General features: G+C 67.2%; 26 protein-coding genes. 20 read left to right on the plus strand and 6 right to left on the minus strand.

Going from position 1 to position 20,087, the window contains the following annotated elements; all coding sequences use genetic code 11:
- Nucleotides 1-95: 95 nt before the first annotated feature.
- From ACTIEF_RS05935 to ACTIEF_RS05950, 4 genes are all read left to right on the plus strand, one after another.
- Nucleotides 96-746, plus strand: coding sequence for a peroxiredoxin (locus ACTIEF_RS05935; protein WP_439471257.1), 651 nt, complete (start codon nt 96-98; stop codon nt 744-746).
- Between the two features lie 64 nt (nt 747-810).
- Nucleotides 811-1,710, plus strand: a complete 900-nt coding sequence (locus ACTIEF_RS05940; protein ID WP_219354423.1) for an MBL fold metallo-hydrolase — start codon at nt 811-813, stop codon at nt 1,708-1,710.
- Nucleotides 1,710-2,483 carry a substrate-binding domain-containing protein gene (locus tag ACTIEF_RS05945; RefSeq protein WP_219354424.1) on the plus strand — a complete coding sequence of 258 codons (774 nt, stop codon included), beginning with the start codon at nt 1,710-1,712 and terminating at the stop codon, nt 2,481-2,483. The genes ACTIEF_RS05940 and ACTIEF_RS05945 overlap by 1 nt, the downstream gene beginning before the upstream one ends.
- Nucleotides 2,484-2,518: 35 nt before the next feature.
- Nucleotides 2,519-4,012: a L,D-transpeptidase family protein gene (locus tag ACTIEF_RS05950; RefSeq protein WP_219354425.1), complete on the plus strand. Its 1,494-nt coding sequence runs from the start codon at nt 2,519-2,521 to the stop codon at nt 4,010-4,012.
- A 3-nt stretch (nt 4,013-4,015) separates the two neighbouring features.
- On the opposite strand, the gene ACTIEF_RS05955 is transcribed toward ACTIEF_RS05950, so the two are convergent.
- The 3 genes from ACTIEF_RS05955 to ACTIEF_RS05965 are packed head-to-tail and all read right to left on the minus strand — an operon-like array spanning nt 4,016 to nt 5,512.
- On the minus strand, nt 4,016-4,411 hold the full coding sequence (locus tag ACTIEF_RS05955; protein ID WP_219354426.1) for a cupin domain-containing protein: 396 nt from the start codon (nt 4,409-4,411) through the stop codon (nt 4,016-4,018).
- 25 nt (nt 4,412-4,436) lie between these two features.
- The gene (locus ACTIEF_RS05960) at nt 4,437-4,856 is read right to left on the minus strand and encodes an ArsR/SmtB family transcription factor (RefSeq protein WP_008259045.1); all 420 of its coding nucleotides are present in this window, start codon (nt 4,854-4,856) and stop codon (nt 4,437-4,439) included.
- Nucleotides 4,853-5,512, minus strand: a complete 660-nt coding sequence (locus tag ACTIEF_RS05965) for a peroxiredoxin (protein WP_244999704.1) — start codon at nt 5,510-5,512, stop codon at nt 4,853-4,855. Before ACTIEF_RS05965 ends, ACTIEF_RS05960 begins: the two co-directional genes overlap by 4 nt.
- Nucleotides 5,513-5,616: 104 nt before the next feature.
- Here ACTIEF_RS05965 and ACTIEF_RS05970 point away from each other — a divergent pair, with 104 nt between their 5' ends.
- From ACTIEF_RS05970 to ACTIEF_RS06015, 10 genes are read left to right on the plus strand one after another with little or no spacing between them, the layout of a single operon-like run.
- Complete coding sequence (locus ACTIEF_RS05970; protein WP_219354427.1) at nt 5,617-6,558, plus strand: MBL fold metallo-hydrolase; 942 nt, start codon at nt 5,617-5,619, stop codon at nt 6,556-6,558.
- A gap of 12 nt (nt 6,559-6,570) precedes the next feature.
- Nucleotides 6,571-7,005 (plus strand): YeeE/YedE family protein, encoded by a 435-nt coding sequence (locus ACTIEF_RS05975; RefSeq protein WP_008259836.1) that lies wholly within the window; start codon nt 6,571-6,573, stop codon nt 7,003-7,005.
- Nucleotides 7,002-7,421: a DUF6691 family protein gene (locus ACTIEF_RS05980; protein WP_008259144.1), complete on the plus strand. Its 420-nt coding sequence runs from the start codon at nt 7,002-7,004 to the stop codon at nt 7,419-7,421. Before ACTIEF_RS05975 ends, ACTIEF_RS05980 begins: the two co-directional genes overlap by 4 nt.
- 29 nt (nt 7,422-7,450) lie before the next feature.
- Nucleotides 7,451-7,873 (plus strand): TIGR01244 family sulfur transferase, encoded by a 423-nt coding sequence (locus ACTIEF_RS05985; RefSeq protein WP_008260019.1) that lies wholly within the window; start codon nt 7,451-7,453, stop codon nt 7,871-7,873.
- Nucleotides 7,870-9,147: an NAD(P)/FAD-dependent oxidoreductase gene (locus tag ACTIEF_RS05990; RefSeq protein WP_008260866.1), complete on the plus strand. Its 1,278-nt coding sequence runs from the start codon at nt 7,870-7,872 to the stop codon at nt 9,145-9,147. The genes ACTIEF_RS05985 and ACTIEF_RS05990 overlap by 4 nt, the downstream gene beginning before the upstream one ends.
- Before the next feature lie 8 nt (nt 9,148-9,155).
- The gene (locus tag ACTIEF_RS05995; protein WP_008264059.1) at nt 9,156-9,950 is read left to right on the plus strand and encodes a sulfite exporter TauE/SafE family protein; all 795 of its coding nucleotides are present in this window, start codon (nt 9,156-9,158) and stop codon (nt 9,948-9,950) included.
- 9 nt (nt 9,951-9,959) lie between these two features.
- Nucleotides 9,960-11,387 (plus strand): cytochrome ubiquinol oxidase subunit I, encoded by a 1,428-nt coding sequence (locus tag ACTIEF_RS06000; RefSeq protein ID WP_008263196.1) that lies wholly within the window; start codon nt 9,960-9,962, stop codon nt 11,385-11,387.
- Nucleotides 11,377-12,378 (plus strand): cytochrome d ubiquinol oxidase subunit II, encoded by a 1,002-nt coding sequence (gene cydB / locus ACTIEF_RS06005; protein WP_008259839.1) that lies wholly within the window; start codon nt 11,377-11,379, stop codon nt 12,376-12,378. The genes ACTIEF_RS06000 and cydB overlap by 11 nt, the downstream gene beginning before the upstream one ends.
- Nucleotides 12,378-12,506: a DUF2474 domain-containing protein gene (locus ACTIEF_RS06010; protein ID WP_194943540.1), complete on the plus strand. Its 129-nt coding sequence runs from the start codon at nt 12,378-12,380 to the stop codon at nt 12,504-12,506. The genes cydB and ACTIEF_RS06010 overlap by 1 nt, the downstream gene beginning before the upstream one ends.
- Nucleotides 12,503-12,979, plus strand: coding sequence for a methyltransferase family protein (locus tag ACTIEF_RS06015; protein ID WP_008259823.1), 477 nt, complete (start codon nt 12,503-12,505; stop codon nt 12,977-12,979). The genes ACTIEF_RS06010 and ACTIEF_RS06015 overlap by 4 nt, the downstream gene beginning before the upstream one ends.
- Nucleotides 12,980-13,625: 646 nt before the next feature.
- On the opposite strand, the gene ACTIEF_RS06020 is transcribed toward ACTIEF_RS06015, so the two are convergent.
- Both ACTIEF_RS06020 and ACTIEF_RS06025 read right to left on the minus strand, forming a co-directional pair.
- The gene (locus ACTIEF_RS06020) at nt 13,626-14,051 is read right to left on the minus strand and encodes a DUF305 domain-containing protein (protein WP_008259726.1); all 426 of its coding nucleotides are present in this window, start codon (nt 14,049-14,051) and stop codon (nt 13,626-13,628) included.
- Between the two features lie 57 nt (nt 14,052-14,108).
- Nucleotides 14,109-14,384, minus strand: coding sequence for a metal-sensitive transcriptional regulator (locus tag ACTIEF_RS06025; RefSeq protein WP_040349360.1), 276 nt, complete (start codon nt 14,382-14,384; stop codon nt 14,109-14,111).
- Between the two features lie 102 nt (nt 14,385-14,486).
- On the opposite strand from ACTIEF_RS06025, the gene ACTIEF_RS06030 reads away from it, so the two are divergent.
- From ACTIEF_RS06030 to ACTIEF_RS06055, 6 genes are all read left to right on the plus strand, one after another.
- Entirely contained in the window at nt 14,487-16,841 is a 2,355-nt protein-coding gene (locus ACTIEF_RS06030; RefSeq protein ID WP_040349359.1) for a heavy metal translocating P-type ATPase, read from the plus strand.
- 147 nt (nt 16,842-16,988) lie between these two features.
- On the plus strand, nt 16,989-17,483 hold the full coding sequence (locus ACTIEF_RS06035) for a DUF305 domain-containing protein (RefSeq protein ID WP_228763639.1): 495 nt from the start codon (nt 16,989-16,991) through the stop codon (nt 17,481-17,483).
- Between the two features lie 117 nt (nt 17,484-17,600).
- Entirely contained in the window at nt 17,601-17,963 is a 363-nt protein-coding gene (gene copC / locus ACTIEF_RS06040) for a copper homeostasis periplasmic binding protein CopC (RefSeq protein WP_008260662.1), read from the plus strand.
- A gap of 4 nt (nt 17,964-17,967) precedes the next feature.
- Nucleotides 17,968-18,882: a copper homeostasis membrane protein CopD gene (gene copD / locus ACTIEF_RS06045; RefSeq protein WP_008260446.1), complete on the plus strand. Its 915-nt coding sequence runs from the start codon at nt 17,968-17,970 to the stop codon at nt 18,880-18,882.
- 62 nt (nt 18,883-18,944) lie between these two features.
- Nucleotides 18,945-19,277, plus strand: coding sequence for a hypothetical protein (locus ACTIEF_RS06050; RefSeq protein WP_040349358.1), 333 nt, complete (start codon nt 18,945-18,947; stop codon nt 19,275-19,277).
- A gap of 48 nt (nt 19,278-19,325) precedes the next feature.
- The gene (locus tag ACTIEF_RS06055) at nt 19,326-19,472 is read left to right on the plus strand and encodes a hypothetical protein (RefSeq protein WP_164952583.1); all 147 of its coding nucleotides are present in this window, start codon (nt 19,326-19,328) and stop codon (nt 19,470-19,472) included.
- Between the two features lie 98 nt (nt 19,473-19,570).
- Here ACTIEF_RS06055 and ACTIEF_RS06060 read toward each other — a convergent pair whose 3' ends face one another.
- Nucleotides 19,571-20,062, minus strand: a complete 492-nt coding sequence (locus ACTIEF_RS06060; RefSeq protein ID WP_419756318.1) for a YybH family protein — start codon at nt 20,060-20,062, stop codon at nt 19,571-19,573.
- Between the last annotated feature and the right edge of the window lie 25 nt (nt 20,063-20,087).

Raw genomic sequence — 20,087 nt, forward strand, 5'->3', positions numbered from 1 at the left:
TCGGCATAGGCGGAACCTTCACTGGCCATAAGAACTATTAGTTTGGGTAAGTGTGTATGTAAGTGTTCAATGGGGCGTCTGAAGGAGACATCGACATGACCGGACTGCCCCGCCTCAACGAACCCGCCCCCGACTTTCACGCCCGCACCACGCACGGGGATCGCAGCCTGGCCGATTACCGCGGCAATTGGCTGATCCTCTTCTCCCACCCGTCGGACTTCACCCCGGTATGCACGACCGAGTTCATCGGCTTCGCCAAGCACGCGGATGAGTTCGCCGCTATGAACTGCGAGCTCCTGGGGCTCTCGATCGACAGCATCTTCTCGCACCTGGCCTGGACCCGGAACATCAAGGAGAAGTTCGGCGTCGAAATCCCCCTCCCCATCATCGAGGATCTGAAGATGGAGGTGGCCCAGGCCTACGGGATGATCCACCCCGGGGCGGCCGACACCTCGGCTGTCCGCGCCACCTTCCTGATCGATCCGGAAGGCAAGCTGCGCGCCATGGTCTACTATCCCATGAGCAATGGCCGCAGCATCGAAGAGTTCGTTCGGCTGCTCACCGCGCTCCAGGCGTCCGACGCCAACGGGGTCGCGACGCCTGAGAACTGGCGCCCTGGCCAACCGGCTATCGTCCCTCCGCCCAAGACCGCCGAGGCGGCCGAGGCTCGCGCTTCCGAGGGTTACGTCTACACCGACTGGTATTTCTCGACGCGCGACCTCCCCGACGCCCCGAAAGCCGCCTGATCGGACGCTGGCCGGACCGCGCAAGCGGTCCGGCCCTGTTCTTCGCAAACCAAACGGAGCCTTCATGCAGATCATCGACCACGGCGGAGCCCGCATCGCGGCGCTCCACGACAAGAAGACCGGCAGTTGGCAATATGTCGTCTCCGACCCGGTCAGCCGCAAATGCGCGATCATCGATCCGGTCTGGGATTTCGACGAGAAGGCGGCGGCGACCTCGACCCGCAACGCCGACGCCATCCTGGACTACGTGAAGGCTGAAGGCCTAACCGTCGAATGGCTGCTGGACACCCATCCCCACGCCGACCACTTCTCCGCCGCGCCCTACCTCAAAGAGAGACTGGGTGCGCCGACCGCCATCGGCGAGAAGGTCATCGGCGTCCAGAGGCTGTGGAAGGACATCTACGGCCTGGACGACGACTTCCCGACCGACGGTCGCCAGTGGGACCGTCTCTTCCAGGCCGGAGATACGTTTGCTGTCGGCGACCTGCAGGGGCGGGTCATCTTCTCCCCAGGCCACACCCTGGCGTCCATCACCTATGTGATCGGCGGCAACGCCTTCGTCCACGACACCTTGATGATGCCCTATGCCGGCACCTCGCGCGCCGACTTTCCGGGCGGCGATTCCAAGGCCCTCTACCGAAGCATCCAGGACATCCTGGCCCTGCCCGATGAGACCGGCATCTTCGTCGGCCACGACTACGGTCCCGATGGCCGCGAGCCCGCCTGCTTCAGCACCGTGAGAGAGCAGAAGGCGGACAACATCCATGTCGGCGGCGGACGCGGAGAGGCGGATTTCGTGCGGCTTCGCGACGGCCGGGATGCCACCCTTCCCCTGCCGAACCTGATGCTCTACGCGCTTCAGGTGAACATCCGCGGCGGGGTGCTGCCGCCACCCGCCGAGGACGGCCGCATCTATTTCAAGATCCCCGCCAATCACTTCGCCCCGCCCCAGGAGAACTCTTGATGCGTCCTTCCACCCTGGCCCTGGCCGCCCTTTTGAGCACGACGGCCCTGGCCGCCCACGCCCAGACGCCCGCCGATCCTCTTCATGTCTACGGTCCGGGCGGCCCCGCCCCCGCCATGCGCGAAGCGGCGAAGGCCTATGAAGCGCGCACCGGTCGCGCCGTGGCCGTCGTCGCCGGACCCACGCCCCAATGGCTGGACCAGGCCAAGGCGGACGGCGACCTGATCTTCTCCGGCTCCGAGACGATGATGACCGACTTCGTCAGCGCTCTGGAGGGCCGCATCCGCGCCGAGGCGGTCGAGCCGCTCTATCTGCGCACCGCCTCCATTCTCGTTCGCCCGGGAAATCCGAACGGCATCGGCGGCCTGGAAGATCTCTTCCAGCCGGGTCGCCGAGTCCTGGTCGTCAACGGCGCGGGCCAGAACGGCCTGTGGGAAGATATGGCCGGTCGCACCGGCGACATCGCCAAGGTGCGCGCCCTGCGTCGCAACATCGTCGTCTACGCCCGCAACAGCGCCGAGGCCCGACAAGCCTGGATCGACGGCCCGACGCTCGACGCCTGGATCATCTGGGGCATCTGGCAGGTCGCCAATCCGGACCTCGCTGATGTGGTCGAGGTCGAAGAGCCCTATCGCATCTACCGCGACGCCGGCGCCGTTGTGACCGAGACCGGCCGCCAGGACGCCGACGCCCAGCCGTTCCTTGAATTTTTGAAGTCCGACGAGGGAGCCGCCATCTTCGCGCGCTGGGGCTGGCGGACCGGCCAACCTTAAGCCTGCCTTAAGGTGAACCCCGCGGTGTCGGCGGCATGGCCAACCGTCGCTCCTTCACCCTGAACCGCCGACACCTGCTCGCGGCGGCCGCGGCGCCGCTCTGGCTCTCGACAACCGCGCGAGCCGCATCGGCGCCCGCCGCCTTGAACATCAGCGCCCTGACCGCAGCCTTCTACGCCGCCCGCGGCGGACGCCCGGCCTGGGCGGGGCCAGCGCGCCGGCAAGCCATGGACGCCCTGGCCCTGGCGGACCGCCACGGTCTATCAGCGCCCGACGGTCTGGCCCTAAGTGAAGCCGAACTGACCCAGGCCGTCCTGACCCTGGCCGAGGCGCTCGCCCATGGCCGGGTCGACCCGGCATCCGTCGAGACCCTTTGGGAGATGGGTCGCAACCAGGTCGATACGCCGCCGCTGCTGGCGACGGCGGTCGACGACGGAACGTTGGCCGAGACGATGGCGGGCCTCGCTCCCCAGGACCGCGGCTATCAGGGCTTGTGCGACGGCTTCCTTCGCTATCGCGCCATCGCCGACCGCGGCGGTTGGCCGCCCTTTGCCCTGGGCGCGACGATCGAACCGTTTGCGTCCGACCCCCGCCTTCCCGCCCTCCTGCCGCGCCTTCGGGTGGAAGGCGATCTCACCGACGCCGCCGCCGCGATGGTCGGCCCGTCTGGCGGTGACTACGGGTCGGTGCTGCAAGAGGCCGTTCGGGTGTTCCAGGTGCGCCACGGTCTGGAGGCGGACGCCCGCATCGGCCCGGCGACCCAGCGGGCGCTGTCGATTTCGGCCGAGGCCCGTGCTCGCCAGATCGCGCTCAATCTGGAACGCCGCCGTTGGCTAAAGAGAGACGTCGCCCCGGAGCGGATCGAGGTGAACACCGCCGCCTCCATCATGGTCTACTGGAAGGATGGTCGGCCCGTGCATTCGATGCGGGTCGTGACAGGTGACGCCGACAATGCGACGCCCAGCCTCGAACGGCCCTTCGCCTCGGTCGTCGCCAATCCGCCCTGGACGGTCCCGACCTCCATCGCCCAGCGCGAGATCCTGCCGCGCGGCGCCGCCTATATGCGGGCGAACAACATGACGATCCAGAACGGCATGGTGGTTCAGCGCGCCGGCCCGAACGCCGCCCTGGGCCAGGTCAAGTTCGAACTTCAGGACAGCTACGCCATCTTCCTGCACGACACCCCGTCGCGGGGTGCGTTCGACCAGAGCTTCCGCCATCTCAGTCACGGCTGCGTGCGGGTGCAGGACGCCGTCGGCTTCGCCCGCCTTCTGCTGGCGCCCGACCCCGAGAGGCTCGCCCGCTTCGATGCCGCGCTGGACAGCGGCCAGACCGTCCGTGTGGCGACCGGTCGGCCGATCGACGTACGTCTGCTGTATTGGACCGCCTTCCTGGACGGCCAGGGCCGCGTCGCCTTTCGCGATGACATCTATCGTCGCGACACCCGTCTGGCGGAGGCGTTGGGTATCGCCCTGCACCTGCCGCGGCCCGACGACCGGCGCGCCGATGCTGACGACGTCGGCCCCTGACGGTTATTCGGTCGTGCGGCCGTCGAAATGCTCGTGGTCGGCGGAGGCCTCTTCCACCGTGGCGTGAACCGTCCCGTCGAGATGCTCCGGCGGGCCATAGAGGGTGTAGAGCCGAAGCGGCTCGGACCCCGTGCTGACCACATTGTGCCGGGCGCCCTGAGGGACGATGACCCCGTCGTCCGCCTTCACGGCGTGACGAACGCCGTCGATCCAGATTTCGCCCTCGCCCGCCTCGATGCGGAAGAACTGGTCGCGGTCGTCGTGGACCTCTTCGCCGATCTCCTGACCGGGCGGAATGGCCATGAGGACGAGCTGCAGATTGTGGCCGGTGTAGAGAACGCGGCGAAAGTCTGTGTTCTCTTCCGTCAGACGTTCGATATTGTCGATGAAGCCCTTCACGAGAGTCTCCTGTGCGGGTTGGCCGTCAGCGACGTGCGACGGCGGTGATGCGCGCGAACTGAGCCGTGTCGCCGCGAGCCGGCGTCGATGGACGGGGCGCCGGGGCGGCGACGCGCGCGCCGACCGCCTTCGCATCGCCGCAGAAGATTTCGTACAGCATGCCCATCACCGCCTGGGCCCGTTCGTCGGCGATCGAGTAGAAGATCGAGCGCGACTGCCGACGCGTCTTGACCAGACCGTACTGGCGCAGCTCAGCCAGCTGCTGGGACAGCGCAGGCTGTTTGATGCCCAGGTCCGCCTCGAGCTGGCCCACCGACCGTTCCTCCTCGGCGATGTGGCACAGGATCAGCAGCCGGTTGGCGTTGGCCAGCTGGCGCAACAGCTCTGCGGCCTCCGGCGCCTTTTCCTTCAACCGCTCCATGGCGGCCGCTTGATCGTCGGTCATGCGCGGCGCTCGCGATAGTACCAGGGCGCATCGCCGTCACCGTCGGCGATGGCGGCGTCCAGGGTGGTGGCGGCCGGCTCCAGGAGAGCGTCGCCGGGCGTCCAGCCCGCCGGCGTGGAGGCCGCCTCGCGGTCCGAGGTCTGCAGGGCGGTCACGAGACGCAGCAGTTCATCAACCGAGCGGCCGATGTTCATCGGGTACCAGCTGATGGCGCGCACCACGCCTTCGGGATCGATCACGAAGGTGGCGCGCACCGTCGCGCTGTCGCTCGAGCCGGCGTCCACCATGCCGAAGGCGTGGCCGATGGCCATGGAGGGATCCTCGATGATCGGGAACGGCACCTTCACGCCGAAGCGGCGGTAAATGTCCTTCAGCCAGGCCAGGTGAGAATACAGACTGTCCACCGACAGGGCCATCAGATCGCAGTCGATCGCCGCGAAGACGTCGGCCTGCCGGGCCAGGGCCACGAACTCGCTAGTGCAGACCGGCGTGAAGTCCGCCGGATGCGAGAACAGCACCAGCCAGCGTCCACGGTAGTCGCTGAGGCGCTTTTCGCCCTGCGTCGTGCGCGCGCTGAAGTCCGGCGCCGTATCGTTGATGCGCAGGGCGCGCATTGCGGGGGGATAGACGGCTGGCCCGGTGTCGATCGTTTCCATAGCCGCAAGCTAAGCGCTTCCCACCGTTTCCGCTACATTAAAATACATACTTGCACGAACTATGAATGGGTATATGTGTTGAGTCACCGAAACGGAGACACGCCATGTCCTCGCCCATCCCCGATCCCGCCCGCGACCACGCCGCCGACATCGTGCGCGCCGCGCTGGGCGATCCTCGCCAGCGCCCTGTCGTCAGGTCATTCTTCGACGAGGCCACCTTCACCGTCAGCCATGTCGTGCGCGATCCCGGCTCCGACGTCTGCGCCATCATCGACAGCGTGCTCGACTACGATCCGGCGTCCGGCCGCACCGCCCACGCCTCGGCGGACGCCCTCATTGATTACGTGAAATCCGAAGGTCTCACGGTCCAGTGGCTGTTGGAGACCCACGCCCACGCCGATCACCTGTCGGCGGCGCCCTATCTCCAAGAAAAGCTCGGCGGTCAGCTGGCCATCGGCCATGAGATCCTCACCGTCCAGGCGGTCTTCGGCAAGATATTCAACGAAGGGACCGACTTCCGCCGCGACGGCAGCCAGTTCGACCATCTGTTCAACGACGGCGACCGGTTCGAGATCGGCGGGCTGAAGGCCACGGTGCTGCATGTGCCCGGCCACACCCCGGCCTGTCTGGCCTATGTCATCGGCGACGCTGTCTTTCCCGGCGACACCATGTTCATGCCCGACTACGGCACGGCGCGCTGCGACTTCCCCGGCGGCGACGCCGGGACCCTGTATCGCTCGATCCATCGCCTGACCTCCCTGCCGGACGAGGCGCGGGTCTTCCTGTGCCACGACTACAAGGCGCCTCCGGGCCGGACCGAGTTCGCCTGGGAGACCACCATCGGCGCCCAGCGCACCGGCAACATCCATATCCGCGACGGCGTCAGCGAGGACGAGTTCGTGGCCATGCGCACCCAGCGCGACGCCACCCTGCCCATGCCCAGGCTGATCCTGCCGTCAGTCCAGGTGAACATGAACGGCGGCCGCCCGCCCGAGCCCGAGGACAATGGGGTGCGCTACCTCAAGGTCCCGCTGAACGCGCTGTGAGGCGAGCCCCCCATGCCTGAACCCATTTCCTTCGTCTGGCCGCTGGCCGGCGGCCTGCTGGTCGGCCTGTCCGCCGGCCTTTATCTGCTGCTGAATGGGCGCGTGGCCGGGATCTCCGGCCTGACCGCCGCGGCGACCGGCCTGTCGAAAGGCGCGCCGCGCACCCTGGACCTGCTTTTCATCGCCGGCCTGCTGGGCGGCGCGGCCCTGGCCTCAGCGCTGATCCGCAGGCCCGAGGTGCAGATCACCTCGGACATCTGGCTGCTGGTGCTCGGCGGCCTGATCGTCGGTTTCGGCACCCGCTGGGGCTCGGGCTGCACCAGCGGCCACGGCGTCTGCGGCCTGGCCCGCCTGTCGCCCCGCTCCATCGTCGCCACCGGCGTCTTCATGGCCGTCGCGGCCCTGACCGTCTTCGTCACCCGCCACCTGTTGGGAGGCCTGGCATGAACCGGCTGATCGTCGCCGTCCTGTGCGGCCTGCTGTTCGGCGCCGGCATGGTGGTGTCCGACATGATCAACCCGGCCCGCGTCCTGGCCTTCCTGGATGTGACGGGCGCCTGGGACCCCTCGCTGGCCTTCGTCATGGGCGGGGCGCTGATCCCCTCCGCCATCGCCTATCTGATCCGCCGGCGCATGGAGACGCCGGTCGCGGCCGAGACCTTCCATGTGCCTGAGAGCCGCACCATCGACACCCCTCTGGTCGGCGGGGCCGTCCTGTTCGGCCTGGGGTGGGGGCTGGTCGGTCTGTGCCCCGGCCCGGCGCTGGCGGCCCTGACGACCGGCGCCTGGCAGGCCTTCGTCTTCGTCGGCGCCCTCGTGGCCGGCATGGCGCTGTTCCGCCTGACGCTCGACCGAAACGCCTGAACCAGAAAAGACCCTAGGGAGACAAAGCCATGGATATCCGCCCCCTGGACGAGGCCCTATCCGCCTCGCCCCAGATCGCCCCGGAAGACCTGCCCGCCATCGCGGCCCAGGGTTTCCGGTCGGTGATCTCCAGCCGACCCGACGGCGAGGAGCCCGGCCAGCCCAGCGCCGAGGCTCTGCGCCAGGCCGCCAAGGCCGCCGGCCTCGCCTTCGCCCACGTTCCCGTGGTCGGCGGCGCCATCTCCGACCAGGACGTGGCGGACTTCCGCGAGGCTCTGGCTGACCTGCCCCAGCCCGTGTTCGGTTTCTGCCGCACCGGCACGCGCACGACCACCCTGTGGGCGCTCACGAACGCCGGCTCGGAGAGCCCCGATCATCTGATCGCCCGCGCCAAGAGCGCCGGCTACGACCTCGGCGCCCTGCGTCCCCGTCTTGAAGGAGCCGCGTCATGAGCGCCCAATACGCCCTCCTGGATTCCTGCGATGTCCTGATCGTCGGCGGCGGATCCGCCGGCATCGCCACGGCCGCCAGCCTCCTGCGCCGCCGCCCAGGCCTCGATGTTCGCATCGTGGAGCCGTCCGAACATCACTACTATCAGCCCGGCTGGACCATGGTCGGCGCCGGCGTCTTCACGCCCGAGCGGACCCAGCGCCGCACCGAGGACCTGATCCCCCAAGGCGCCCAGTGGGTGCGTGGCGCGGTCGCGGCCTTCGACCCCATCCATGATCGCGTCGAACTGACCGACGGCCGCTGGATCGGCTATCGGATGCTGGTCGCGGCGCCGGGGCTGAAGCTGGACTGGGCGGCCATCCCTGGCCTGGCCGAAACCCTGGGACGCAACAACGTCACCTCCAACTACGGCTACGAGACTGCGCCCTACACCTGGAAGCTGGTGCAGGCGATGCGCAGCGGCCGGGCGATCTTCACCCAGCCGCCCATGCCGATCAAATGCGCCGGCGCCCCGCAAAAGGCCATGTATCTGTCAGCCGACCACTGGCGCGACAACGGCCGCAACGACATCGAGATCGAATTCCACAACGCCGGCCCGGTGTTGTTCGGGGTCAAGGACTACGTCCCGGCGCTGATGGAATATGTCCGCAAATACCGCATCGACCTGAACTTCGGGTCGAAACTCGTCGCGGTGGACGGCCCGGCGCGGATCGCGACCTTCGCCGTGACGGGTGCGGACGGCGAAGTGCGCCAGGCGCGGCGCGAGTTCGACTTCCTGCACGTCTGCCCGCCGCAGACCGCGCCGGACTTCATTCGCGAAAGCCCGCTGGCCGCCGAAAGCGGCTGGATCGAGGTGGACGACGCCACCTTGCGCCACAAGCGGTTCGAAAACGTCTTCGGCCTGGGCGACGCCTGCTCGGCGCCCAACGCCAAGACCGCTGCGGCCGCCCGCAAACAGGCGCCCGTCGTGGCCGAGAACATCCTGTCGCTGCTGGACGGCCAGCCGATGCGGGCGGTCTATGACGGCTATGGCTCATGCCCGCTCACGGTCGAGCGCGGCAAGATCGTCCTGGCCGAGTTCGGCTATGGCGGCAAACTTCTGCCAAGCTTCCCGAAATGGATGCTCGACGGCACGAAGCCGACCCGTCTGGCTTGGCACCTGAAGGCTCAGGCCCTGCCCGAGATTTATTGGCTGGGCATGCTGAAGGGCCGCGAATGGCTGGCCAGTCCCGAGCACGTCGAGCCCGCGATCCAACCTCGTCCCGCCGTCGCCTGAGCCGGATCATGGACCTGTCCCCGCTGCAGTACGGCCTCGGCGCCGGCGCCGGCTCGCTGGTCGGCTTCACCCTCGGCCTGGTCGGCGGTGGCGGGTCCATCCTGGCCGTGCCGCTGATCGTCTATCTTGTGGGGGTCAAGGATCCGCATCTGGCGATCGGCACCAGCGCCTTCGCCGTCGCGGCCAACGCCTTCGCCAATCTGCTCAACCACGCGCGCCACGGCACGGTGAAATGGAAGATCGCCGGCCTGTTCGCCTTGGCCGGCGTCTTCGGCGCCTTTCTCGGCTCCAGCCTGGGCAAGGCGGTTGACGGTCAGAAGCTGCTGGCTCTGTTCGCCGCGCTGATGCTGGTGGTCGGGGTGCTGATGCTGAGAGGCCGCTCGGCCTCGGGGGACCCCGACGTGGTGCTAACGCCGGGCAATGCGCCGAAGCTCGTGGGAGCCGGCGCCCTGACAGGGATCATGTCCGGCTTCTTCGGCATCGGCGGCGGCTTCCTGATCGTCCCTGGCCTGATGGTCTCGACCCGCATGCCCATCTACTATGCGGTCGGCTCGTCGCTGGTCGGCGTGACGGCCTTCGGCCTGACGACGGCCTTCAACTACGCCCTGGACGGCTGGGTCGACTGGCCACTGGCGGCCGTCTTCATCGGCGGCGGGGTGTTGGGCGGTCTGGTCGGCGCACGGCTGGCCAAGGCCCTGTCAGGACAAAAAGGCCTATTGAACACAGTGTTCGCCGGGCTGATCTTCGTCGTCGCCTTCTATATGCTTTACCGCAGCGCCGGCGCGCTCGGCCTGATCGGGTGAGACCACACCATGGAACTTGACGCCCTGATCCTGGCGCGGATGCAGTTCGCCTTCACCGTCGCCTTCCATATCGTCTTCCCCGCCTTCTCCATTGGCCTCGCCAGCTATCTGGCCGTGCTGGAGGCCCTGTGGCTGAAGACGGGGCGAGACCTCTATCTGAACCTGTTCAAATACTGGCTGAAGATCTTCGCCGTGGCCTTCGGCATGGGCGTCGTTTCGGGTTTGGTCATGTCCTACCAGTTCGGCACCAACTGGTCGGTCTTCTCCGACAAGGCCGGACCGGTCATCGGCCCCTTGATGGCCTATGAGGTGCTCAGCGCCTTCTTCCTGGAGGCGGGTTTCCTGGGCGTCATGCTGTTCGGCCTGAACCGCGTCGGCAAGAAGCTGCACTTCCTGGCCACCCTGATGGTCGCGATCGGCACCTTCGCCTCGGCCTTCTGGATCCTGTCGGTCAACAGCTGGATGCAGACCCCGCAAGGCTACGCCATCAACGAGGTCGGCCAGTTCGTACCGGCCGACTGGTTCAAGATCGTCTTCAATCCCTCCTTCCCCTATCGCCTCGCCCACATGCTGCTGGCGGCCTATCTGACCACCGGCCTGGTGGTCGGCGCGGTCGGGGCCTGGCACCTGATGAAGGAGCGGACGAACAAGGGGGCGCGCAAGATGTTCGCCATGGCCATGGGCATGATCCTGGTCGCCGCCCCGGTCCAGATCTTCATCGGCGACATGCACGGGTTGAACACCCTGGAGCATCAGCCCGCCAAGGTCATGGCGATGGAAGGCCATTTCGAAAGCCACCCGGACGGGGCGCCGCTGATCCTGTTCGGCATTCCTGACCGCGAGGCGGCCACCGTCCACGGCGCGGTCGAGATCCCCAAGCTGTCGTCCCTGATCCTGAAGCACGATCCGAACGCGCCCCTGGCCGGTCTGGACACCATCGCCCGCGCCGACTGGCCGCCGGTCGAGATCGTCTTCTGGTCCTTCCGCGTCATGGTCGGCCTGGGCATGGCCATGCTGCTGCTGGGGCTCTGGGGGCTTTATGCTCGCCTGCGCAAACGCCTCTACGATGCGCCCTGGCTGCACCGCTTCGCCCTGATCATGGGGCCGATGGGCTTCGTCGCCGTGCTGGCGGGCTGGATCACCACCGAGGTCGGCCGTCAGCCCTGGACCGTCTATGGGCTGCTCCGCACCGCCGACAGCGCGGCGCCCCTGGCGGCGCCCGCCGTCGCAACCTCCCTGGCCGCCTTCGCTGTGGTCTATTTCACCGTCTTTGGCGCCGGGGTCTTCTACATCCTGCGTCTGATGAGCCATGCGCCGCACCGGGACGAGCCGGGCGTGGCGGAAACCCCGATCCGCACGGCGGGCATCACCCCCGCCCCCGCCATCGACCCGGACCGCCCCATCCCGACCGGCGAGGAGACCGATCATGAGCGTTGATCTGACCCTGGTCTGGGCCGGCCTGCTGGCCTTCGCCGTCTTCGCCTATATCGTCATGGACGGGTTCGACCTGGGCGTCGGCATCCTGTTCCCGACGCTGAAGGCCGGGGACCAGCGCGACAAGGCGATGAACTCGATCGCCCCGGTGTGGGACGGCAATGAGACCTGGCTGATCCTGGGCGGCGGCGGCCTGTTCGCCGCCTTTCCCCTCGCCTACGCCGTGTTGATGCCGGCGGTCTATACGCCGATCATCGCCATGTTGCTGGGCCTGGTCTTCCGGGGCGTGGCGTTCGAATACCGCTGGCGCACGGTGCGGGCCAAGCCCGTCTGGGACGTCGCCTTCTTCGGCGGCTCCCTGCTGGCCGCCTTCTCCCAGGGCGTCACCCTGGGGGCCATCCTGCAGGGGGTCGAGGTGTCGGGCCGCGCCTATGGCGGCGGCTGGTGGGACTGGCTCAGCCCCTTCAGCCTGCTGACCGGCGCCGCCGTCGTCGTCGGCTACGCCCTTCTGGGGGCCACCTGGCTGAACATGAAGACGGAAGGCGCGCTCCAGACCCACGCCCGCGCGCAAGCCTGGAAACTGGGTCCGGCGACCCTGCTGATGATCGGCGCGGTCAGCCTGGCCACCCCCTTCCTCGACGGCGAATACGCCCGGCGCTGGTTCGACTGGCCCGGCGTGCTTCTGACGGCCCAGGTGCCGTTGCTCGTTCTGATCGTCGCGGCCGCCTTCTTCTGGACCATGCGTCAGAAGCGCGAAGTCTGGCCCTTCCTGCTGTCGCTAGGCCTGTTCGCCGTCACCTTCGCGGGTCTGGGCGTCAGCGTCTTCCCCTACGCCGTGCCCGACGAGATCACCCTCTGGCAGGCCGCCGCCCCGGCCTCCAGCCAGCTGTTCATGCTGGTCGGCGCCCTGATCCTGATCCCGATCATCCTGGCCTACACCGCCTATGCCTACTGGGTGTTCCGGGGCAAGGTCGGCGACGACGGTTACCACTGATGCGTCGCGACTCCAGAAACGGGCTCCGGCAGGGCCTTTGGTTCGTCGCCCTCTGGGTGCTGGGCGTGGGTGTCCTGGGCGTGATCGCCTATCTGCTGCGCGGCGTTCTCAAGCTGGCCGGCGGGTGACGCCGCAGGCGCCGAACCGCTGGCCCTGGCCGCCGCTCATCACGGGCGGCGCCGTCCTTGTCGCGCTCATCACGGCGCGTCTATGGACTCCGCCCGCCCTCTTCCCCGGCGCCTTCGCCGCCGGCGGCCTCCTGGTCGGGCTCGCCCTTGGTCTGGACCTCTGGGCCATGCTGGAGATGCGGCGGCGGCGCGCCAACATCTTGCCGCACCGGGCGGCGACCGCTCTGGTCACGACCGGTCCGTTCGCCTGGAGCCGCAACCCGATCTATCTCGCGAACGGGCTGCTTCTGCTCGGCCTCGGGGGCCTGTTCGACAACGCCTGGTTCTTCGTGGCCGCCCCCGTCGCCGCCTTCGCCACCGACCGTCTCGCCATCCGGCGCGAGGAACGACACCTGGCGGCCCTCTTCGGCGCGGCGTGGTCCGTGTACGTGGGCCGGGTGCGCCGCTGGCTGGGCCGGCGGATGACGTCGTGATCCCCTTTCGCCCGGCCCACAGACGCCTCCCTATCCCGTCGCTTCGTCACTACCGTGAGGTTACGGGGCGCGGCATGTGAACCAAGCAGCTATGCTCCGCTCATTACTCCGCAATCATCTCGTCAGGGGGCGCCTTATGACTGCCCCTCACTCCCACTCGATTACACAAATTACCCCAAGCCGCTGATCGGCTTGGGGTTTTTTCTCGCATATCGGTCGCCGGACCGATTGAATAACCGACAAACGGGAAGTATTCTGAAAACATTCAGAAAATTCTAAGCAATAACATTTGCGTGAATTCGTCATCTTTTGCGGTCTATCGGACTTTCTGAGCACCGAGATGCAATGCAACGAGTTCGATTCGCCTTGCCACTTTGCACCATCACTCGGACGTACACTGTATCTCATGCGCATGTTCGTCGTCGAGCTTACCGGCTCGATCGTATGGCGATAGCGACAAGCGTCGTCGATGCCTGTCATGCCGCGCTCGACGACCGGAATGCAAACGCCGCACTGGCTTTGCGGCCGACGGCGTCCTGATTTTCGACGACGGCGGGACTGGCCGATCGGTCTTTCGCCACGAGGACGACAGATGGCGGATTACGCACATCCGTTGGTCCTCGGACGCGGTGCCCTGATCTCGCGATCAGGCGGCGGGAGTCGCTGACGCTCCCTTCTGGGCGAGCCAGGCGTCGATCAGGGTGATTTCGCGCTCCTGAGCCGAGATCACCGCCTGGGCCAGGTTCCGCGCTTGGGCGTCCTTGCCTTGCGCGAGCTCCACACGGGCCATCGAGACGGCTGCGACGTGGTGACCTCGCATCTGCGTCATGAAGTCGATGTCCGCGTCCCCGGTGAAGGGAGGCATCGCCTCCATCATCGTGTTCATCGATGCCTTGTAGCCTTGGGTGGCGACGGAGTCGCCGGGCGCAGGCGCAGCCATGCCGCCCTCCATTCCGCCATGGGCGTCCGCCGCTGCGGCGGCCTCAGGCGCGGCTACGGCGGGCTCTTCGGCTTGCGGGGAACAGGCCGTAGCCAAGGCGCAGGCGGCGAGGACGAGGCTGATGCGTTTCATGACGGCTCCTTGGGATCCGACGTTAGCGACCAGGAGGGCCCATTCGTTCCGCCAACTCTACCGTCCGGCCCGCGCCAAGAGCTCGATCAGCTCGCCGGCCTTGGCCTTGCGATCCTCGGGATCGTCGCCGGTCATGGCGCCCATGACGCAGTGGTCGAGGTGATCCCGTAGCACTTCGGTCTCCACGCGATGGAGCGCGGCTCGAACGGCCTGAAGTTGGGTCAGCAAGTCGACGCAATACCGGTCATCTTCAACCATGCGGGAGATTCCCCGCACCTGGCCTTCGATCCGGCTGAGCCTGTTGAGGACTTTGGGTTTCGTGTCGGTTTGCATGCGGCCTGTCCTCCTGAGCGCCCCCATATACCCCAGACGGGTATCTTGCGATATACCCCCCATGGGTATATGTGAGCCCTTCGGTCAGCCGGAGAGAGCGACATGTCCACGCATCCTCACAATCATGCCTCGGGTCACGCCTGCTGCGGGGCGAAGGCCTTGGATGGCGCGGCTACGGTCAAGGATCCCGTCTGCGGCAAGTCGGTCGATCTCACGACTACCGCTCACCGAGCCAGTCATGGCGGTCAGGACTATTTCTTCTGCTCGGCGGGGTGCCGGACCAAATTCATCGGCGATCCGATGCGTTACCTGAACCCTCGCGTGGAGGCCGAGCCGGCCGTTCCCGGCGCCATCTACACCTGCCCGATGCACCCCGAGATCCGGCAGGAAGGCCCAGGCTCCTGCCCGATCTGCGGCATGGCGCTTGAGCCGGAGACGGTCACGGCGGAAGCCCCGCCCAACCACGAGCTGATCGACTTCACCAGACGCTTTTGGGTTGGTCTGGTCCTGACCCTGCCGGTCTTCGCCCTGGAAATGGGCGGACACCTGGCCAATCTCCACATGTTCATCCCGGGCCAGATGTCGAACTGGATCCAGTTCGCTTTGGCGACCCCCGTGGTTCTCTGGTGCGGCTGGCCCTTCTTCGAGCGCGGCTGGACATCGCTGCGCACCCGGCGGCTGAATATGTTCACCCTGATCGCCATGGGGGTCGGCGTGGCATGGCTTTACAGCGTCGTGGCCGTCGTCGCGCCAACCCTGTTCCCGCCCGCCTTCCTGAAGGCCGACGGAAGCGCGCCGGTGTATTTCGAGGCGGCGGCGGTCATCACCGTGCTGGTCCTCGTCGGGCAGATTCTGGAACTGCGCGCCCGCGAACAGACGTCGGGCGCGATCCGAGCCCTGCTGGACCTCACGCCCAAGACCGCGCGCCGAATCCGGGCGGACGGCGTCGATGAAGATGTCTCGCTTGACCAGATCGCCGTCGGCGACCGCCTGCGGGTAAGGCCCGGAGAGAAGATCCCGGTCGATGGCGAACTCCTGGAGGGTCGGGTCGCTGTCGACGAATCCATGGTGACCGGCGAGTCCATGCCGGTGACCAAGGATGTCGGCGACCGCGTCGTGGCCGGCGCGCTCAACAAGACCGGATCCTTCATCATGCGCGCCGACAAGGTGGGCGCCGACACCCTGCTGTCGCAGATCGTCCAGATGGTGGCCCAGGCCCAGCGCAGTCGCGCCCCGATCCAGCGGCTGGCCGATACGGTCTCCGGATGGTTCGTTCCCACGGTGATCGCGATCGCCCTGCTCGCCGCCGTCGTCTGGGGCCTGGTCGGTCCCGAGCCCCGTTTGTCCTACGCCCTGGTCGCCGCCGTTTCGGTGCTCATCATCGCCTGTCCCTGTGCGTTGGGTCTGGCGACGCCGATCTCGATCATGGTCGGGGTGGGACGTGGCGCCCACGCCGGCGTCCTGATCAAAAACGCCGAGGCGCTCGAACGCTTCGAGAAGGTCGACACTCTCGTTCTGGACAAGACCGGCACCCTGACGGAGGGCCGTCCGTCGGTAACGGCGATCCTGCCCGCCCTCGGCTTCGTTGAAGCCGACATCTTGCGTCTTTCGGCCAGCCTCGAGCGGGGCAGCGAACATCCGTTGGCCGACGCGATTGTCCGGGCAGCCAAGGACCGGGACATCCCCCTTACCGAGGCCGTGGACTTCGACAGCCCGGTCGGTCGCGGCGTTCGCGGGACGATTGAGGGCCGCCAGGTCGCCCTGGGCAACACCCGTTTTCTCGGCGAGCTTTCGATCGACGTCTCCGCGCTGGAGCCGAAGGCGGAGGCCCTTCGCCACGACGGCGCCACCGCCATATTCGTGGCGATCGACGGAAAGGCGGCCGGGGTCATCGGCATCGCCGATCCCATCAAGGCCACCACGCCGGCTGCGATCCTCGCGCTGAAAGCGGCCGGTCTGCGGCTGGTGATGATGACCGGGGACAACCGGACGACGGCCGAAGCGGTCGCGCGTCGCCTCGGCATCGACGAAGTCCAGGCGGAGGTTCTGCCGCAGGACAAGGCGTCTGTCGTTCAACAGCTTCGTTCGCAGGGTCGGATCGTCGCCATGGCGGGGGATGGCGTCAACGATGCCCCTGCCCTCGCCGCAGCCGATGTCGGCGTCGCCATGGGGGCGGGTTCGGACGTCGCCATCGAGAGCGCCGGCGTCACGCTGCTGGGCGGTGATCTGCAAGGCATCGTGCGCGCACGGCATCTGTCCCGTGCGGTGATGGGCAACATCCGCCAGAACCTCGTTTTCGCCTTCGGCTACAACGCCCTTGGCATCCCCGTGGCGGCTGGCCTGCTTTATCCCGTCTTCGGCTGGCTTCTCTCGCCTGCCCTTGCGGCGCTCGCAATGGCGCTCTCCTCGGTCAGCGTCATCGGCAATGCGCTGAGACTGCGCGCGGTGAGGCTTTAGCCAAGATAGGCAATCAACAGTCCGCCCACCCACCTAAGGGAGGAACCGGCTGTGACGGGCCGGATTGATTTAGACGCTGACCGCAGTCTCCAAGCATTCGCAGCGGCAGGCGATGACGAACTGAAATTTCTGAAGAGGATACGGACGATGTCTCATCAACAGATGGACCACGGCGGTCAAGGCAACGCTCGTGGACTTGGCCCTTACCGAAGCCTGTACCTGGAGTTGGCGCTCGACTTCGTCATCATGTACCTGGTCATGTACACGATGATCGCCACGCTCGGTCACTTCTATCTCAACCTGAACAACGTCTACATGACCCTGATGATGGTCGCGCCGATGGCGGTCCTCATGCTCGTCTTCATGCGGTCCATGTACCCGTCGCGCAAAACAAACCTGGCCATTGGCGCGGTCGCGGCCGTGATCTTCGTCGGCAGCTTCATCGGCATGCGCACCCAGGCGTTCGTTGGCGACGACGAATTCCTGCGATCGATGATCCCGCACCATTCCGGGGCCGTGTTGATGTGCGAGCAAGCCTCCCTGACAGATCCGGAGATCATCGCTTTGTGCGACGGCATCGTGCGTGGTCAACAGGCGGAGATCGCCCAGATGCAGGCGCTCCTCGAGAAGCGTCGCCGCTGACCCCGGCGTGCGGGGGAAGGCCTCAGCCGCCGCCCGCTTCCTCTTCATGAGGGACGCGGTCGTGTGGCGCGTAGAGAAGCAGAAGGCCGGGACCGGCCAAACGTCTGGAGACTGAGTATGCGTTACTTCCACCCCGCGCCCTTCATCGCCGTCGCGGCGGTCGTGGCCTTCGCCGCCGGACCGGCGGCGGCCCACGCTCGCCTGGTCAGCGCCACCCCGGCGCCCGACTCCACCGTGGCCGCGACCCGGACGCTGACCCTGACCTTCAGCGAACGCAGCGTTCCCGCCTTTTCCGGCTTCGACGTCGTCAATGCGGCGGGGGAGAAGATCGCGATCCGCACCTCGGTGGCCGAGGACGGCAGGACCCTCACGGGCGCGCTGGCTCGCCCGCTGGCCGCCGGCGCCTACCGTGTCGACTGGCGTATCGCGTCGAGCGACGGCCACCGCATGACGGGATCCTACGCCTTCACGGTGCGCTGACGCCGTGCTGGAAGTCGCGGTCATCGCGCTTCGCTGGCTTCAATACGGCGGCGGCGTCGTCCTTCTCGGCGCGCCGCTGTTCCTTCTCTACAGCTTCAAAGACGCCGACGCGCCGAACCTGGAATGGTCGCGACCGACATTGCGCCTCGCCGCGATCATCGTCGCGCTCGGCTCGCTCGCCGCCCTGGTGGCACAGACGGCCGTCATGGCGGGGTCGCTGGGCGAAGCCGTCAAACCCGCGTCCCTGTCCTTCATGGTCACCGGCACGGCCCTGGGCATGGCGATGGTCGTGCGGGCCGCCGCCGCCTTGCTTGGGCTCGTCGCCTTGGTCGCCCTGAAACCCGGTCGCGCGCTCTGGAGCGTGACGGCCGCCTTGGGTCTGATGGTGGCCGCCAGCTTCGCGTGGACGGGTCACGGCGCGGCCACCGAGGGCCCTGGCGGGCCCCTCCATCTTGTCGCCAACATCATTCACGCGGTGGCAGCGGCCTTGTGGCTGGGCGCCCTGGCGGCGTTGACGGCCCTGCTTCTGCGCCGAGCCGGTCCGGACGACCTTGCAATCCATCGCGCCCTGCATGGCTTCGCCGGCCTTGGAACGCTCGCGGTCCTGTTGCTGGTGCTGACCGGTCTCGTGAACAGCTGGTTCCTGATCGGTCCCGAGCGCGTGGCGTCGATCGCGGGCAACCTCTACGGCCAGCTTCTGGTCGCCAAGCTCGTCCTCTTCGGTTTGATGCTTGCGCTGGCGGCGAGCAACCGGTTCCGGCTGACGCCGACACTGGGCTCTGCGCTGGAGACGGGCCAACCCTCCGTCGCCGCCATGAGCGCGCTCCGGCGCAGCCTGTTGATCGAAACGGGTCTGGGACTCGCCCTGATCGGCGTCGTGGCGGTCATGGGAACCCTGCCGCCCCCGGCGTCTCTGTAGGCTCGATTGCAATGATCAAAATGAGATCGTCGCTCCGCCGACCGTTGAAGTATGATCAGACAATGCCGTTCCTGCGTCATGACCTCGTCCGACTGACGACCGCGCTGCTCGCGGCGTTTGCCATGCTGTTCGTGTCCACCGCTTCGATCGCCTGCGAAGCTCCGGTCGATCCGGATATGGCGTCCATGTCGATGAGCGGCGACGGCGTCCCGTGCGAGCCGAAGACCGTCAGGATCTCATGCCATAAGGCGTGTCTGGCCATCTGCCAGGGCCTTGTCCCCCAGGGCGGTGAATCCACCCCCGCACGGGTCTATGCGTCTGTCCTCTATCCATCCCTTGATGCGCGGCATGCCGATTTCACCGTGGAGGCGGACGACCCGCCCCCACGACGCTGATCCTGTTGAAGATGACCGAACTCATTCAATCAAACAGAGATCAAAACCATGAAACGCACTCTCACCCTCGCAGCCCTGGTGCTGCTGGCTTCCGGTTCAGCCGCCTTCGCGGCCGCGCCGGACGCCGTGGCGCAGGCCGTATGCGCTTGCTGCGACGCTATCGCAGCCTGCGCGGAAGCCTGCACCTGCTGCTGATCGTATGATCGGGGACGCCCGCCCGCGAGGGCGGGCGTCTTCTCGATGTTCCTCACCGACGTCGCAGGGCCGGCGACCCGCTGGCGCGGGCCTGAGCGTCAGCCGGGCGCGCGCGACGACCAGTGAATGTGGTGGATGCGCCAGCCGTCGGCATGGCGTTTGAGGACCATGGTTTCGGTCGTCAGGCGGTCCACGGCACGGCCGTTGAATTGGCCCGTGGTGCGGCCTTCGCTGGCGATCCAGGCGATGTCCCCATCGGCCCATCCCGATCTGCGCGTCACCGTCGCTTCAGAGGCGGCGGCGAAGGCGGCGTCCGAGCCCAGGTGATGGGACGCATACTCGTCGCGCGATCGCTCCGCGCCACCCTCCTCGAAGATCATCACATCCGGCGCCATAATTGCCAGGGCGACGGCCGTGTCGCCGGCCTTCAGGGCGACGTGAAAGGCGTCGACGGCCGCCGCCGCGTCCGCAGCTTCCGCGGCGACCGAGCCGGCGGCTTGGGCATGCCCGTGGGCGTGGTCCTGGGCGAAGGCGGGTGTCGCCGAAAGAACGGCGAGCGACAGGACGAGGGCGAGAGAGGTGCGGGACATGGCGAACTCCGGATTGTGGGTGATC

The organism is Brevundimonas sp. (assembly GCF_051858995.1).
GTDB lineage: Bacteria > Pseudomonadota > Alphaproteobacteria > Caulobacterales > Caulobacteraceae > Brevundimonas.

What these genes read in the sequence shown, in the direction of transcription:
- ACTIEF_RS05995 (WP_008264059.1), top strand. Translation starts at nt 9,156, where the DNA reads ATGGACCTGTCCCCGCTGCAGTACGGCCTCGGCGCCGGCGCCGGCTCG.
- ACTIEF_RS06025 (WP_040349360.1), bottom strand. Translation starts at nt 14,384, where the DNA reads ATGCAAACCGACACGAAACCCAAAGTCCTCAACAGGCTCAGCCGGATC.
- ACTIEF_RS06000 (WP_008263196.1), top strand. Translation starts at nt 9,960, where the DNA reads ATGGAACTTGACGCCCTGATCCTGGCGCGGATGCAGTTCGCCTTCACC.
- ACTIEF_RS05935 (WP_439471257.1), top strand. Translation starts at nt 96, where the DNA reads ATGACCGGACTGCCCCGCCTCAACGAACCCGCCCCCGACTTTCACGCC.
- ACTIEF_RS06010 (WP_194943540.1), top strand. Translation starts at nt 12,378, where the DNA reads ATGCGTCGCGACTCCAGAAACGGGCTCCGGCAGGGCCTTTGGTTCGTC.
- ACTIEF_RS06030 (WP_040349359.1), top strand. Translation starts at nt 14,487, where the DNA reads ATGTCCACGCATCCTCACAATCATGCCTCGGGTCACGCCTGCTGCGGG.
- ACTIEF_RS05990 (WP_008260866.1), top strand. Translation starts at nt 7,870, where the DNA reads ATGAGCGCCCAATACGCCCTCCTGGATTCCTGCGATGTCCTGATCGTC.
- ACTIEF_RS05970 (WP_219354427.1), top strand. Translation starts at nt 5,617, where the DNA reads ATGTCCTCGCCCATCCCCGATCCCGCCCGCGACCACGCCGCCGACATC.
- ACTIEF_RS06050 (WP_040349358.1), top strand. Translation starts at nt 18,945, where the DNA reads ATGCCGTTCCTGCGTCATGACCTCGTCCGACTGACGACCGCGCTGCTC.
- ACTIEF_RS06055 (WP_164952583.1), top strand. Translation starts at nt 19,326, where the DNA reads ATGAAACGCACTCTCACCCTCGCAGCCCTGGTGCTGCTGGCTTCCGGT.
- ACTIEF_RS06035 (WP_228763639.1), top strand. Translation starts at nt 16,989, where the DNA reads ATGTCTCATCAACAGATGGACCACGGCGGTCAAGGCAACGCTCGTGGA.
- ACTIEF_RS06020 (WP_008259726.1), bottom strand. Translation starts at nt 14,051, where the DNA reads ATGAAACGCATCAGCCTCGTCCTCGCCGCCTGCGCCTTGGCTACGGCC.
- ACTIEF_RS05940 (WP_219354423.1), top strand. Translation starts at nt 811, where the DNA reads ATGCAGATCATCGACCACGGCGGAGCCCGCATCGCGGCGCTCCACGAC.
- ACTIEF_RS05945 (WP_219354424.1), top strand. Translation starts at nt 1,710, where the DNA reads ATGCGTCCTTCCACCCTGGCCCTGGCCGCCCTTTTGAGCACGACGGCC.
- ACTIEF_RS05950 (WP_219354425.1), top strand. Translation starts at nt 2,519, where the DNA reads ATGGCCAACCGTCGCTCCTTCACCCTGAACCGCCGACACCTGCTCGCG.
- ACTIEF_RS05985 (WP_008260019.1), top strand. Translation starts at nt 7,451, where the DNA reads ATGGATATCCGCCCCCTGGACGAGGCCCTATCCGCCTCGCCCCAGATC.
- copC (WP_008260662.1), top strand. Translation starts at nt 17,601, where the DNA reads ATGCGTTACTTCCACCCCGCGCCCTTCATCGCCGTCGCGGCGGTCGTG.
- ACTIEF_RS05980 (WP_008259144.1), top strand. Translation starts at nt 7,002, where the DNA reads ATGAACCGGCTGATCGTCGCCGTCCTGTGCGGCCTGCTGTTCGGCGCC.
- ACTIEF_RS06060 (WP_419756318.1), bottom strand. Translation starts at nt 20,062, where the DNA reads ATGTCCCGCACCTCTCTCGCCCTCGTCCTGTCGCTCGCCGTTCTTTCG.
- ACTIEF_RS05965 (WP_244999704.1), bottom strand. Translation starts at nt 5,512, where the DNA reads ATGGAAACGATCGACACCGGGCCAGCCGTCTATCCCCCCGCAATGCGC.
- ACTIEF_RS05975 (WP_008259836.1), top strand. Translation starts at nt 6,571, where the DNA reads ATGCCTGAACCCATTTCCTTCGTCTGGCCGCTGGCCGGCGGCCTGCTG.
- cydB (WP_008259839.1), top strand. Translation starts at nt 11,377, where the DNA reads ATGAGCGTTGATCTGACCCTGGTCTGGGCCGGCCTGCTGGCCTTCGCC.
- ACTIEF_RS05960 (WP_008259045.1), bottom strand. Translation starts at nt 4,856, where the DNA reads ATGACCGACGATCAAGCGGCCGCCATGGAGCGGTTGAAGGAAAAGGCG.